Genomic DNA, 11,943 nt, shown 5'->3' on the forward strand with positions numbered 1-11,943 from the left:
GTGATGCTCCAGCGCGGTTGTTGTTGGCCGGCGCGGTGCGCGGGCCTTATTGTGGGTGCGATGGCAGAGCGGCAAGGCCGCAAAAGAAGGTTCAGGCGGTGGTGACGACCGACAGGTGCTCATGGCAGGCCAGCCAGCGTTCGCCGTGGCGGCGGAACACGATGGTCTCGCGTTCAGCCAGCTGGTGTTCGTCACCGGCGATACGGATATGCGTGGCCACATCATGCATGAAGATCGCCACGTCGCCTTGCAGGCTCACCTGGGCATTGCCCGATTCACACGCCAGCACGGCGAAGCCTTCGGCCTGCCACTGGGCCCAGAGGTCTTCATAGGCGCGGCGCGACAACAGCGGCTGGGCCAAGGTGTGGAAGAGGAAGGTGGCGTCTTCGCTGAAGCAGGCGAAGTAGCGAGCGGTGTCGTTGCTGGCAAAGGCATCGACGAGGTCGGCGGCGGCCTGCCGTACCTGGAGTGTCTGGTCCACGGGAGTGGCCTCACGGTTTTTGTGATTGTGGTGAGCGATTCTGGTGGCGGTGGGCGAGGGGAAAAATCGCTGGGGGCAAATAATCAGTTCAGGAAATTGTGAAGTGAGCGGTGGGGGCTCGCCTTGGCTGTTTTGGCGCCTATGAGATCGAGCGCCGCGTGGGCGGCGCTCGATCTCAAGAACGGACCCGACTGACGGTTACCGCAGTCGCTCATCCTTGCCTACGCTGATACTCCCTATCCGCTGATGCAAGGAGCTCCACCATGGCCTTCCAATACACGCGTCTGGACAAGAACAACGTCGCAGTCCTGCTGGTCGATCACCAGACCGGCCTGCTTTCGCTGGTACGGGATATCGACCCGGACCGTTTCAAGAACAACGTTCTGGCCCTGTCGGACCTGGCCAAGTACTTCAAGCTGCCGACCATCCTCACCACCAGCTTCGAAACCGGCCCCAATGGCCCGCTGGTCCCCGAGCTCAAAGAGCAGTTCCCCGACGCCCCCTACATTGCCCGCCCCGGCAACATCAACGCCTGGGACAACGAAGACTTCGTCAAGGCCGTCAAGGCCACGGGCAAGAAGCAACTGCTGATCGCTGGTGTGGTGACCGAAGTGTGCGTGGCGTTCCCGGCACTGTCGGCCCTTGAGGAGGGCTTCGAGGTCTTCGTCGTCACCGACGCCTCTGGCACCTTCAACGAGTTGACCCGCGATTCGGCATGGCGCCGCATGGAGGCCGCCGGGGCGCAACTGATGACCTGGTTCGGTGTCGCCTGCGAGCTGCACCGCGACTGGCGCAACGACGTTGAAGGGCTGGGGACGTTGTTCGCCAACCACATTCCCGACTACCGCAACCTGATGACCAGTTACAACAAGCTGGCCAAATAACCCGGCCATTGTCCGCCCTCTCCAAAGGGGGGCGGTGCTGTGGTAGCAAGCGAAGCGGCAAACCCCCGTGGATCGACCATACTGAACCTTCATTCGCCGCCGGGAGCTACCCATGTCGAAGTCAGCCAGGAAGAAGACCCCACAGGCACAGCCGGAAAAGTTGGGCGGCAAGGCCTACGAGAAGGCACTCAAGCAACTTCACGTCGAGTTGGTGAAGCTGCAGGAATGGGTCGTGGCCAAGGGCCTGAAGGTGTGCATCGTCTTTGAAGGCCGGGACGGCGCGGGCAAGGGTGGGACCATCAAGGCCCTCACCGAGCGTGTCAGCCCGCGAGTGTTCCGTGTGGTGGCGCTGCCGGCACCTACCGAGCGGGAAAAGTCGCAGATGTACGTGCAACGCTACCTGGGCCATCTGCCCGCTGCGGGCGAAGTGGTGATCTTCGACCGCAGTTGGTACAACCGCGCCGGCGTCGAGCGGGTGATGGGCTTTTGCAGCGATGAGCAAGCCGACAAGTTCCTCATGGTGGTGCCGCTGTTCGAGAAGATGATGGTCGAGTCGGGGATCATCCTGATCAAGTACTGGCTGGAAGTGAGCGCCGAAGAGCAGACCCGCCGCCTGCAGGACCGCATCAGCGATGGGCGCAAGCTGTGGAAGCTGTCACCCATGGACCTGAAGTCGTATAGCCGCTGGGATGATTACACCAAGGCGCGCGACGCGATGTTCGCCGCCTCGGATTCCTCCTGGGCACCCTGGTTCATGGCCCATTCCAACGACAAGCGGCGGGCGCGGCTGAACATCATCAGCCACCTGCTCACTCGCATTCCCTACAAGGACATCACCCGCGACCAGGTCGTGAAGTTGCCCAAGCGCGGCAAGGTCGGCAAGTACAAGGCGGTGGCCTACCCGTTCAAGGTGGTCGAAGAGCGCTTCTGACTCCCTCTTGCGGGGAGCCTAAAGGATGAAATCCTATGCCACATGACGGCAGCCTGCTGCAGGCGACGGTGGTGTTCCTGCTGGCCGTGGTGCTTCTGGTGCCACTGGCGCAACGTTTGAAACTGGGGGCAGTGCCTGGCTATCTGCTGGCCGGCATCCTGATCGGCCCCTCGGTGCTCGGCTTGCTGGGCAACCCGGACAACGTCGCCCGCCTGTCGGAGATGGGCGTGGTGATGCTGCTGTTCGTGATCGGCCTTGAGCTCTCGCCCCGCCGCCTGTGGACCATGCGCCGCGCCCTGTTCGGCATCGGCTCGTTGCAGGTCGGGCTGACCGCCGCTGCACTTGGCCTGCTCGCCTATGGGGTATTTGGCCAGTCGAAGCCGGCGGCCATTGTGCTGGGGCTGGGGCTTGCGCTGTCATCAACGGCGTTCGGCTTGCAGGTGCTCGCCGAGCGCAAGGACCTGGGCAAGCCCCACGGCCGCCTGGCTGTGGCGATTCTGCTGTTCCAGGACATCGCCGCCATCCCCCTGATTGCCGTGGTGCCCTTGCTTGGCGGTGATGTCAGCCATGCAGATGAAGGCAACTGGCCGCTGCTGGCTGTGGCGCTCGGCATCGGTGTGATCATTATCGGCGGCCGCTACTTGATGACCCCGATTTTCAAATGGACAGTCGGCTCCGGGTTGCCGGAGCTGTCCACGGCTACTGCGTTGCTGGTGGTGTTGGGCACCGCCTGGGTGATGGAGCATGTAGGCATATCGATGGCCCTTGGCGCATTCCTGGCCGGCGTATTGATGGCCGAGTCGCCGTTTCGCCACGAACTGGAAACCCAGATCGAGCCGCTCAAAGGGTTGCTGCTCGGGCTGTTCTTTGTCGGCGTGGGCATGAGCGCAGACTTGCGCCTGTTGTTCGGCATGCCCTTGGCCGTGCTTGGGCTCACGCTGCTGCTGGTGGGCATCAAGCTGCCACTGTTGGTTGCCCTGGGCCGCACGGCCGGCGGGTTGAACCGTGCTCAGGCGCTGTGCCTGGGCGTGGTGCTGGCGTCGGGCGGCGAGTTTGCTTTCGTGGTGTTCAAACTGGCGCGTGAGCACCAGGTATTGGAGCAGCAGGTTCACGACCTGCTGGTGCTGGCCATCACCTTGTCGATGGCCGTGGTACCGCTGGTGATGATGGGCCTGACACGGCAGTTGAGCAACGCTGAGGCGTCCCCGCCTGAGCGTCAAACCGACCACTGAACTGCACCCGTTGGCAAAATGAATGTGCGGAGGTGAAGCATGCAGCCGAGTTTCAAGCTGGACAGTGCCCTGTCGCGGGGCCTGCTCGATGTATTGATCAAGGCAGGCCTGGTGGCTGCCCTGGTGATCTTCGCCTTCCAGGTGTTTCAGCCCTTTCTGGAATTGATGCTGTGGGCGGTGATCCTGGCGGTGACCCTGTACCCGCTGCACCAGCGCATCAAACGCGGCACGGGGCTCAAGGACGGCTATGCGGCAACGCTGGTGGTGCTTTTGGTGCTGGTGGTGTTGCTGGTGCCGATCTACCTGGTGGTGGTGTCGATCAGCGAGTCTGTGGACGGCTTGGTGACACTGCTCAAAAGCGGTGCCTGGAGCGTGCCGACGCCTTCGGAGTCGGTGGCCACCTGGCCGCTGATCGGGCCGCGCGTGTATGCCTTGTGGCTGGCGGCTTCCGAGAGCCTGAGCGGGGTGCTCAACAGTGTGATGCCGCAGCTCAAGGATGCCGGGCGTGTGTTGTTGGGCGCCGCTGCCAGTGCCGGGGGGGCATTCTTGATGTTCATCGCGGCGATCATCATCTCGGGGGTGATCATGGCCTTCGGCGAGCGCGGCGAAGTGGCGGCGCAGCGCATTGCCATTCGGGTTTCCGGTGAGTCGCGCGGCAAGCCCATTGCAAGGCTGTGCACCGCCACCATTCGCGCCGTCGCCCAGGGTGTGATCGGCATCGCCTTCATCCAGATGCTGCTGATAGGCGTAGGTTTTGTGGTCAAGGGTGTGCCGGGCGCGGGGATCCTGGCAATCGCCATCCTTATGCTGGGCATCGCCCAGGCGCCGGCCACGCTGATCACGCTACCGGTCATCGCCTATGTATTCCATGCCGAAGGCTTCACCGTCGCGACCATCGTGTTTGCCATCTACACGTTCGTCGCCGGCCTTGCCGACAACGTGCTCAAGCCGCTGTTGCTGGGGCGCGGCGTGGATGTGCCGATGCCGGTGGTGCTGATCGGTGCGCTGGGCGGCATGGTGGTCAAAGGCATCATTGGCCTGTTCATCGGCCCGGTGATTCTGGGCGTGACCTATGTGCTGTTCTGGCAGTGGGTGGCGTTGCAGGTGCCGGAAGACCCTGCCGAACCGTCGGCTTGAGCCGGGGCCTGGCATGCCCGGACCTCGCTGGCGCCGCGCACTGGGCCTGGTGGCTTTGCTGGCAGGCTGTACGCAGGTCGGTCCGGACTACCCGCCGGCGCAATCGCCCTGGCTGGACACCTGGAGCACCCCGCTGCTGGAGCAGGCCAGCCGTAGCGCCGCGGCGCCGGATTTTCGCCAGTGGTGGGCGGTGTTCGCCGACCCGACACTGGATGCCCTGATCGCCCAAGCCGATGCGCACAACACCAACCTGCGCGTGGCTGGGCTGCGCGTCGCCGAGGCACGTGCGCAACTGGCCATCGTGCAGACCGGGCGTTATCCACAACTGCAGCAGTTGCGCGCGCAAAGCCTCTACCTCAAGCAGGACCAGTCCGGTACCGCCAACGCCCGTGATTCGGTGTTCTGGCAGTCCAGCGTGGGCTTCGACATTGGTTGGGAGATCGACTTCTGGGGGCGCTTCAGCCGTGCCATCGAGGCGGCCGATGCCCTGTACTTTGCCTCCGAGGCCAACTACGCCGATGCCATGCTGTTGTTGCGTGCACAGGTGGCCGACACCTATTTTGCCTTGCGTACCGCCGAGGCGCGCCTGGCCATTGCCGAGGAAAACGCCAAGCGCCAGGCGCGCAGCCTGGAGATCACCGAGCGGTTGTTCCGCCATGGCGAGCATGATGAGCTCGACTGGCAGCAGGCACGCACCCAGTACCTGGCGACGCAGGCGACCATCCCCGAGTTCGAAAACCAGCTCAATGCCTTGCGCAACGTGTTGTGTTCGCTGCTTGGGCGGCCACCGGGGCCGCTGCCGGAGTTGCAACCTCGTTACGGGCAGTTACCACTGCCAGACCGGGCACTGTTGCAAGACGTTCCCGCCCGTTTGTTGCTGCGACGCCCGGACATCCGTGCCGCCGAGCAGGCCGTCGCGGCGCAGTCGGCGCTGGTGGGCGTGGCCGAAGCGGACCTTTATCCACAGCTGAGCCTGCTGGGCAGCATCGGCTGGAGCTTCGTGACGGCCAGCCACCTGCCCGACAGTTTCGACCTCGCCGCCGGCCCAGGCCTGATCTGGAACCCGTTCGACTATGGCCGGCGCAAGAACGCCGTGCGTGTGGAGGATGCCCGCTTGCAGCAACTAATCGAGCTGTATCAGCAGGGCGTGCGCGAAGCCGCCCGCGAGGCCGACGATGCAGCCAGCGGCCTGGTGCGCTCGTTGCAGAGCGCGGGTATTCGCGACCAGGCCTCGCAAGCCGCGCAGCGCTCGCTGAGCCTGGCCACCTCGCAATACCGCGAAGGCTTTGCCGACTTCCAGCGGGTGCTCGATGCCCAGCAACTGCTGCTGCAGCAACAAGACGGTTACCTGGTCAGCCGCGGCAATGCCGTCAGCAGCGTGGTGACCTTGTACAAGGCCCTGGGCGGCGGTTGGCAGCCAGGCCGTGCAGCGGTCGACCCGGCCACGCGTCGACAGATGCAGCAACGCACCGATTGGGGAGACCTGCTGGACGCGCCACCCCCTACCGCACAGCAACCCGGTGAACCGAAATGAGCGACGCCCCGCAAACACCGCCCCCGCAAGCGCCTGATCGTGGCATGCGCTGGGTATTGCTGCTGATTGCCATAAGCCTGCTCTGGTACTTGCTGGCAGACCGTTTCACGCCTTACACCCAGCAGGCCCGCCTGCAAGCCTACGTGGTGCCGGTGAGCGCCGAGGTAGCCGGCCCGGTGAAGCGCGTGGCCGTGGGCAACAACCAGGAGGTACGCCAAGGCGCGGTGCTGTTCGAGCTGGACCCGGCGCAATACCGCATTGCCCTGGCTCGCGCCGAGGCCGACCTGGATACCGTGCGCAGGCAGATCGGCGCCAACACCGCCGGCATCGATTCGGCCAAGGCGGCGTTGCTGGCGGCCCAGGCCAACGAGCGCAAGGCGCGCCAGGATGCCGAGCGGCTCAAGCGACTGATCGAGGAAGACCCAGGCACGGTGTCGGTGCGCCGCCTGGAAGGGGCCCAGGCCACGCGCGACCAAGCCATCAGCCAGGTGGCGGCGGCCCGTGCCGAAGTCGAGCGGGCACGTGAACAGCAGGGCGGTTCACAGGCAGACAACGCCCAGTTGCGCAGCGCTGCGGCGAATGTTGAAAAGGCCCGTCTGGATCTGGCCCGCACCGTGGTGCGCGCCGATGCCAACGGTTTGATCACTGACCTGCGCACAGACGTTGGCCATTATGTGGCGGCCGGCAGCCCGATGATGACCCTGATCGCGATCCATGACGTGTGGATCAGCGCCGACATGACCGAAAACAACCTCGGCCGCCTGCGCTCCGGCACAGCGGTGCTGGTGGTGCTCGATGCGCTGCCGGGGGTGGTGCTGAAGGGGCGCATACGCAGCATTGGGTATGGTGTCAGCGTGGGGCAGGGCAGCCCGCCGGGTACCCTGCCGAGCGTGCAGAACAGCCGCGAGTGGCTGCGCTCGGCGCAGCGTTTTCCGGTGATCGTCGAGCTGGACCGTGACCAGCTGGAGGACAAGACCGGGTTGCGGGTCGGCGGCCAGGCCGAAGTCATGGCGCTGCCCAGCGAGGGCAACCCGCTGAACGTGCTGGGCCGCGTGTTCATGTGGCTGATGAGCTGGCTGTCGTATGCCTATTGAGTGGCGGCGCCTGCGGGCGCTACGCCTGGCCTGGGGCGTGGCGCTGTGCCTGGCGGTCAGCTTCGGCATCGGCCTGCCCGTGCCGATCCTGGCCCCGGTGTTTGCGGTGCTGCTGTTGGCCACCCGCAGCCAGCCGCTGCCGTTGCGCGCGGCACCGGCGTTGGCGGTGCTGGTGCTGCTCAGTTGTGGCAGTGGCTTGTTGCTGATTCCACTGCTGCGCCATGCCCCGGTGAGTGGGGTGCTGTTGGTCGGCGTTGGGGTGTTTCTGGTGCTGCGTTACGCGCTCAAGGGCGGCAATGGCCTGGTGGCCAACCTGCTGGTGATCGGCCTGACCATGATCGCCGCAGCCGGCACCCATGATTTCACCTTGGCGCTGTCGGTGGTCGAGGCGTTAGCCAAAGGCATGCTGTTGGCGGCGCTGGGCACGGCGCTGGCGCATGTACTGTTTCCCGAACCTGTCGATGCCCCCGCGCAACCGTCCCCGCCACCGCTCCCCAGCGCGCGCGCCAGTTGGGTTGCGCTGCGTGCCACGCTGATTGTCATGCCGGCGTTCTTGCTGGCGCTGATTGCCCCGGATGCATTCATGCCGCTGATCATGAAGTCGGTGAGCCTGGGCCAGCAGGCCGGCGAAACCCATGCCCGCAATGCCAGCCGAGAGCTGATTGGTTCGACCCTGCTAGCCGGGCTGCTGGCGATCCTGCTGTGGAGTGCCTTGAGCCTGTTCGTGCACCTGTGGATGTTTTTTCTATGGGTGTTGCTGTTCACCCTCTGGCAGGCCCGGCGGCTCTACCGGGCGGTGGCGACGCGGCACGGCCCTGCTTACTGGGTCAGTTGCCTGACCACGATGCTGATTCTGCTGGGGCAGTCGGTGCAGGACAGCGCGGCAGGGCAGGACGTGTACCGGGCCTTTGCGGTGCGCATGGCGCTGTTCTTGGCTGTCTCGGTGTATGCCAGCGTCTTGCTGATCTGGATCGACAGGCGCAGGGCGCGGCAGTGGGCGCACTGAGGGGGATAGGGGCGAACGGGACAACACAAATACAAAAGCCCCCATACGGAGGCTTTTGTTGACAGGCAAACGCTGAGCGTCAGACGTTGAAGCGGAAGTGCATCACATCGCCGTCTTTGACGATGTAGTCCTTACCTTCCAAACGCCACTTGCCGGCTTCCTTGGCGCCACTTTCACCCTTGAACTGGATGAAGTCGTCATACGCCACTACTTCAGCGCGGATGAAGCCTTTTTCGAAGTCGGTGTGGATCACGCCAGCAGCCTGTGGCGCGGTGGCGCCAATGCGGACGGTCCAGGCGCGTACTTCCTGCACGCCGGCAGTGAAATAGGTCTGCAGGTTCAGCAGCTCGTAACCGGCGCGGATCACGCGGTTCAGGCCAGGCTCTTCCAGGCCCAGGGCCTCGAGGAACATGTCCTTCTCTTCACCGTCGTCCAGCTCGGCGATTTCGGCTTCGATCTTGTTGCACACCGGTACCACGACCGCGCCTTCTTCCTCGGCGATGGCCTTGACCACGTCCAGGTGCGGGTTGTTGTCGAAGCCGTCTTCAGCGACGTTGGCGATGTACATCACCGGCTTGCTGGTCAGCAGGTGGAAGCCACGGATGACGGCCTTTTCGTCGTCAGCCATGTGCTTCATCAGGCTGCGTGCAGGCTTGCCTTCAGTGAAGTGCGGGATCAGCTTTTCCAGGATGGCCTTTTGCGCCAGGGCTTCCTTGTCGCCACCCTTGGCATTGCGGGCAACCTTCTGCAGTTGCTTCTCGCAGCTGTCGAGGTCGGCGAAGATCAGTTCGAGGTCGATGATCTCGATGTCACGCTTGGGGTCGACGCTGTTGGAAACGTGGATCACGTTCTCGTCTTCGAAGCAGCGCACCACGTGGGCGATGGCGTCGGTCTCGCGGATGTTGGCGAGGAACTTGTTGCCCAGGCCTTCACCTTTCGACGCGCCTGCCACCAGGCCGGCGATGTCGACGAATTCCATGGTGGTCGGCAGGATGCGGTTAGGCTTGACGATCTCTGCCAGGGCAGCCAGACGCGCGTCGGGCATCGGCACGATGCCGCTGTTCGGCTCGATGGTGCAGAAAGGGAAGTTCTCCGCCGCGATGCCGGACTTGGTCAAGGCGTTGAACAGGGTGGACTTGCCGACGTTGGGCAGGCCGACGATGCCGCAATTGAAACCCATGGGTATTCCCTCTCTAGGAAATCAGGCCTTCTGGCTGTGCAGCTCGCGCATCGCCTTGGCGAAATCGCCAGCGAGGACATCTGGCAGCACGCCGAGGGCAAAATCGATGCTGGCGTCGAGCTTCTCCTGCTCGGCGCGCGGCGCGCGGCCCAGGACGAAGTTGGAGACCAGTTTGGCGTCACCCGGGTGGCCGATGCCAAGCCGCAGGCGGTGGAAGTCGTTCTGGTTGCCGAGCTGCGCGATGATGTCGCGCAGGCCGTTGTGCCCGCCATGGCCGCCGCCGCGTTTAAGCTTGGCGACGCCCGGAGGCAGGTCGAGTTCGTCATGCGCCACCAGAATCGCTTCCGGCTTGATGCGGAAGAAATTGGCCAAGGCCGCCACGGACTGGCCGCTACGGTTCATGTAGGTGGTGGGGATGAGCAGACGAACGTCGTTGCCCTGATGGCTGAATTTAGCCGTCAGGCCGAAATACTTGCGGTCAGCGGTCAGCGAGACGCGCTGGGCGCTGGCAATGCGTTCAACGAAAAGAGCCCCTGCGTTATGCCGGGTCTGTTCGTATTCGGGGCCGGGGTTACCCAGGCCAACGATCAACTGGATGGCGGTCACGTCAGGGGCTCTTCCTTGGAGTTGGTGGGTTACAGCGCGCGCGGCACTGTAACCCGATCAACACCGGCGTGCGAGTGGATTACTCGGCAGCGCCTTCTGCTTCTGGAGCAACGCGTGGCGCGTGAACGTTGGCAACAGCCTTGTCATCACCATGGGCCAGAGCGACGAACTCTACGCCTTTCGGAGCTTTCAGGTCCGACAGGTGGATGATGGTGCCGACTTCAGCGTTAGCCAGGTCAACTTCGATGAACTCAGGCAGGTCTTTGGCTTCGCAGGAAACTTCGATCTCGGAAACAACGTGGGAGATCTCGCCGCCTTTCTTGATCGGCGCTTCTTCGCCGATGAAGTGAACCGGAACCTTGGCAGTCAGCTTCTGGCCAGCAACGACGCGAACGAAGTCAGCGTGCATGATGAATTGCTTGGCTGGGTGACGCTGCATGGCCTTGACGATGACGTTTTGCTTGGCGCCGTCAACGTTCAGCTCGATCACGTGGCTGTAGGCAGCTTCGTTTTCGAACAGCTTGGCGATTTCCTTCGACACGATGGTCAGGGATTGCGCTTCTTTATCGCCACCGTAGACAACGGCAGGGATGCTCAGCGAGTGACGCAGGCGGCGGCTCGCACCTTTCCCCAGGTCAGTACGCACTTTGGCGTTCAGCGTGAAATCAGTCATTTTGTTTCTCCAAAATAGCCTCCCGAGGGCGTTTGCGACCAGCGCCAACGGGAATGGCAAAAAAGCCCCGCCCCAACAAATGCTGGGGCGGGGCGCTTCACATCAACACGTGTTCCGCTTAGCGGAACATCGCGCTGATCGATTCTTCGTTGCTGATGCGGCGTACCGCTTCAGCGACAACCGGTGCGATATCCAGCTGGCGGATACGGTCACAGGCTTGAGCAGCGGCGGACAGCGGAACGGTGTTGGTCACCACCAGCTCGTCCAGTACCGACTTCTCGATGTTCTCGATCGCGCGGCCCGACAGGACAGGGTGCGTGCAATAGGCGTAAACCTTGGCAGCGCCGTGTTCTTTCAGGGCTTTGGCCGCGTGGCACAGGGTGCCGGCGGTGTCGACCATGTCGTCTACCAGGATGCAAGTGCGCCCTTCGACGTCGCCGATGATGTGCATCACCTCGGAGTGGTTAGCCTTCTCGCGGCGTTTGTCGATGATACCCAGATCGACACCCAGGGACTTGGCGACGGCACGTGCGCGCACGACACCACCGATGTCCGGGGAGACGATCATCAGGTTCTCGAAACGCTGGTCTTCGATATCGTCGACCAATACGGGCGAGCCGTAGATGTTGTCGACTGGGATATCGAAGAAACCCTGGATCTGGTCAGCGTGCAGGTCGACGGTGAGTACACGGTCGATACCCACGACAGTGAGCATGTCAGCGACAACTTTGGCGCTGATGGCTACACGTGCCGAACGCGGACGGCGGTCCTGGCGGGCGTATCCGAAGTAAGGAATCACGGCGGTGATTCGGGATGCTGAGGAGCGGCGGAAGGCGTCGGCCATCACTACCAGTTCCATCAGGTTATCGTTGGTCGGGGCACAGGTCGGCTGAATAATGAAGACGTCTTTACCGCGGACATTTTCATTGATCTCAGTGCTGATCTCGCCGTCGGAGAATTTACCGACAGAGACGTCACCGAGAGGGATATGCAGCTGACGTACGACACGCCGAGCCAGATCGGGGTTAGCGTTCCCCGTAAAGACCATCATCTTGGACACGCGCAGTACCTGAAGGCTGAGGGTATACCTGGATGAGTATAGGAAAATGGCAGGGGCGGCTGGATTCGAACCAACGCATGGCAGGATCAAAACCTGCTGCCTTACCGCTTGGCGACGCCCCTGTA

At 63.3% G+C, this 11,943-nt stretch carries 12 protein-coding genes and 1 tRNA gene; 7 read left to right on the plus strand and 6 right to left on the minus strand.

The genetic code is table 11. The features are described from left to right. Positions 1 to 91: 91 nt before the first annotated feature. Positions 92 to 481, minus strand: a complete 390-nt coding sequence (locus HU770_RS00270; protein WP_186662867.1) for a nuclear transport factor 2 family protein — start codon at positions 479 to 481, stop codon at positions 92 to 94. Between the two features lie 263 nt (positions 482 to 744). Between HU770_RS00270 and ycaC the strand changes: the two genes are divergently transcribed. The 7 genes from ycaC to HU770_RS00305 all read left to right on the plus strand — a co-directional run bounded on the left by ycaC (position 745) and on the right by HU770_RS00305 (position 8,299). Continuing rightward, positions 745 to 1,365 carry an isochorismate family cysteine hydrolase YcaC gene (gene ycaC, locus HU770_RS00275; RefSeq protein ID WP_033701343.1) on the plus strand — a complete coding sequence of 207 codons (621 nt, stop codon included), beginning with the start codon at positions 745 to 747 and terminating at the stop codon, positions 1,363 to 1,365. A 112-nt stretch (positions 1,366 to 1,477) separates the two neighbouring features. Further along, positions 1,478 to 2,296, plus strand: a complete 819-nt coding sequence (ppk2, locus tag HU770_RS00280) for a polyphosphate kinase 2 (RefSeq protein WP_033701341.1) — start codon at positions 1,478 to 1,480, stop codon at positions 2,294 to 2,296. 35 nt (positions 2,297 to 2,331) lie between these two features. Continuing rightward, positions 2,332 to 3,528 carry a monovalent cation:proton antiporter-2 (CPA2) family protein gene (locus tag HU770_RS00285; protein ID WP_186660283.1) on the plus strand — a complete coding sequence of 399 codons (1,197 nt, stop codon included), beginning with the start codon at positions 2,332 to 2,334 and terminating at the stop codon, positions 3,526 to 3,528. A 39-nt stretch (positions 3,529 to 3,567) separates the two neighbouring features. Further along, positions 3,568 to 4,665: an AI-2E family transporter gene (locus tag HU770_RS00290; protein WP_186662868.1), complete on the plus strand. Its 1,098-nt coding sequence runs from the start codon at positions 3,568 to 3,570 to the stop codon at positions 4,663 to 4,665. A 13-nt stretch (positions 4,666 to 4,678) separates the two neighbouring features. Continuing rightward, positions 4,679 to 6,199 carry a TolC family protein gene (locus tag HU770_RS00295; protein WP_186660279.1) on the plus strand — a complete coding sequence of 507 codons (1,521 nt, stop codon included), beginning with the start codon at positions 4,679 to 4,681 and terminating at the stop codon, positions 6,197 to 6,199. Beyond that, positions 6,196 to 7,293 carry an HlyD family secretion protein gene (locus HU770_RS00300; RefSeq protein ID WP_033701336.1) on the plus strand — a complete coding sequence of 366 codons (1,098 nt, stop codon included), beginning with the start codon at positions 6,196 to 6,198 and terminating at the stop codon, positions 7,291 to 7,293. Before HU770_RS00295 ends, HU770_RS00300 begins: the two co-directional genes overlap by 4 nt. Beyond that, positions 7,283 to 8,299, plus strand: coding sequence for a DUF2955 domain-containing protein (locus HU770_RS00305; protein ID WP_047582777.1), 1,017 nt, complete (start codon positions 7,283 to 7,285; stop codon positions 8,297 to 8,299). The genes HU770_RS00300 and HU770_RS00305 overlap by 11 nt, the downstream gene beginning before the upstream one ends. A 79-nt stretch (positions 8,300 to 8,378) precedes the next feature. Here the strand turns inward: HU770_RS00305 and ychF are convergent, their stop codons facing one another. The 5 genes from ychF to HU770_RS00330 all read right to left on the minus strand — a co-directional run bounded on the left by ychF (position 8,379) and on the right by HU770_RS00330 (position 11,940). Then, complete coding sequence (gene ychF, locus HU770_RS00310) at positions 8,379 to 9,479, minus strand: redox-regulated ATPase YchF (RefSeq protein ID WP_033701333.1); 1,101 nt, start codon at positions 9,477 to 9,479, stop codon at positions 8,379 to 8,381. A 21-nt stretch (positions 9,480 to 9,500) separates the two neighbouring features. Beyond that, on the minus strand, positions 9,501 to 10,085 hold the full coding sequence (gene pth, locus HU770_RS00315) for an aminoacyl-tRNA hydrolase (RefSeq protein WP_008099045.1): 585 nt from the start codon (positions 10,083 to 10,085) through the stop codon (positions 9,501 to 9,503). Positions 10,086 to 10,164: 79 nt separating this feature from the next. After that, the gene (locus HU770_RS00320; protein ID WP_033701332.1) at positions 10,165 to 10,758 is read right to left on the minus strand and encodes a 50S ribosomal protein L25/general stress protein Ctc; all 594 of its coding nucleotides are present in this window, start codon (positions 10,756 to 10,758) and stop codon (positions 10,165 to 10,167) included. 118 nt (positions 10,759 to 10,876) lie between these two features. Further along, complete coding sequence (locus HU770_RS00325) at positions 10,877 to 11,818, minus strand: ribose-phosphate pyrophosphokinase (RefSeq protein ID WP_003247410.1); 942 nt, start codon at positions 11,816 to 11,818, stop codon at positions 10,877 to 10,879. Positions 11,819 to 11,865: 47 nt separating this feature from the next. After that, positions 11,866 to 11,940, minus strand: a tRNA-Gln gene (locus tag HU770_RS00330). Positions 11,941 to 11,943: the final 3 nt, after the last annotated feature.

The organism is Pseudomonas sp. SWRI68 (genome assembly GCF_014269165.1).
GTDB classification, from domain to species: domain Bacteria; phylum Pseudomonadota; class Gammaproteobacteria; order Pseudomonadales; family Pseudomonadaceae; genus Aquipseudomonas; species Aquipseudomonas capeferrum.